The organism is Bacillus sp. HMSC036E02 (genome assembly GCF_001836235.1).
Lineage (GTDB): Bacteria > Bacillota > Bacilli > Bacillales > Bacillaceae_G > Bacillus_A > Bacillus_A cereus.
The window spans coordinates 26,260-27,660 of record NZ_KV827880.1; the positions used below are offsets into that span (position 1 = coordinate 26,260).

Genomic DNA, 1,401 nt, shown 5'->3' on the forward strand with positions numbered 1-1,401 from the left:
TTGAAGCGCTTTTTGCTTCGAGCGAGAGAGCGAAATGGCCGGAGATTCTAGCCGCTGGAGCTAGATAATATATTTAAAAGTGGCGGTGGCTCTTTCAGCTCTGACCAGCTAAGGTTCTTTCGACCTAAAGGTGCTTTTTACCTTTTGGGCGGAAGGTTCTTAGATGCGAAGAGCTAGCCACCAGAACTAGATATATTTAAAAGCGTAAGCGGCTCACACCGCTCATTCTCTCTATTTTGAAAAAAACCCGCCTTGCGCAGCGAGTTTTACTTATCTTTGTTTGCAGGTACTGCATGACAATGACGACAACGCGGTTCATACGATTCTGAAGCTCCAACTAAAATAATTGGATCATCAAATGCCGCTGGTTCTCCATCAATTAATCGTTGTGTACGACTTGCTGGAGATCCACATACAGAACATACTGCTTGTAGTTTTGTTACATGTTCAGCAATCGCCATCAGCTGAGGAACTTGTCCAAATGGTAGACCACGGAAATCTTGGTCTAAACCAGCTACAATGACACGATAGCCACGATTTGCCAATACTTGCACCACTTCCACAATGTCCCCATCAAAAAATTGCACCTCATCGATTGCAATAACATCCAGCTCTTCTGTAATATGTTCAAATATATCCTTTGAAGCTGAAACAGGAACTGCTTTTACCTTTAATCCATTATGTGATACTACATCTTCTTCACTATATCGATTATCAATACATGGTTTAAATACAATTGCATGTTGTTTTGCAAATTGCGTACGGCGCACACGGCGGATTAGCTCTTCTGACTTGCCAGAAAACATACTACCGCAAATCACTTCAATCCAGCCATTTTGATTTATTAAGTACATGAAGCTCTCCTTTCATCTACTTTTCAGTTAAAAGTAGGGTAAAGGTATAATATTTTCGCAAAAAAAACAGACAAGCGAATACATACACTTGCCTGTTTTATGTTTTTATTACTTAAGACCGTATTTCTTATTGAAGCGGTCAACGCGTCCGTCTGCAGTAGCAAACTTCTGACGTCCAGTGTAGAATGGGTGAGAATCAGAACTGATCTCAACTTTTAGTAATGGATAAGTGTTACCATCTTCCCACTCAACAGTTTCGTTAGATCCTTTAGTAGATCCGCTTAAGAATTTGAAGCCTGTGTTTGTGTCCATGAATACAACTTTCTTGTAATCTGGGTGAATTCCTGCTTTCATTCTTTTCATCTCCTTCCGCCCTGAATCATTTTCGAAACAGAGTTTTTCATCTTCAGCTGCATACACAACTATATTGATGAAACACATATGATGAAATTATAACAAGGCTAACTTCATTTTGCAACTACCTGTTTTTGTCTTTTTAATTTTAAAAGCGCAAGCGGCTCGTTCAGAATGGGAGGGGGATGGAGCT

General features: G+C 40.1%; 2 protein-coding genes. Both read right to left on the reverse strand.

Annotated features, from left to right (window positions below; all coding sequences use genetic code 11):
• Positions 1-266: 266 nt before the first annotated feature.
• Positions 267-854 (reverse strand): thymidine kinase, encoded by a 588-nt coding sequence (locus tag HMPREF2590_RS26290; RefSeq protein ID WP_000280859.1) that lies wholly within the window; start codon positions 852-854, stop codon positions 267-269.
• A gap of 108 nt (positions 855-962) precedes the next feature.
• Positions 963-1,208, reverse strand: coding sequence for a type B 50S ribosomal protein L31 (locus HMPREF2590_RS26295; RefSeq protein WP_000643433.1), 246 nt, complete (start codon positions 1,206-1,208; stop codon positions 963-965).
• Positions 1,209-1,401 lie beyond the last annotated feature (193 nt).

Excerpts from the sequence above, each read along its gene's own strand:
- HMPREF2590_RS26290 (WP_000280859.1), bottom strand. The coding sequence starts at position 854 with ATGTACTTAATAAATCAAAATGGCTGGATTGAAGTGATTTGCGGTAGT.
- HMPREF2590_RS26295 (WP_000643433.1), bottom strand. The coding sequence starts at position 1,208 with ATGAAAGCAGGAATTCACCCAGATTACAAGAAAGTTGTATTCATGGAC.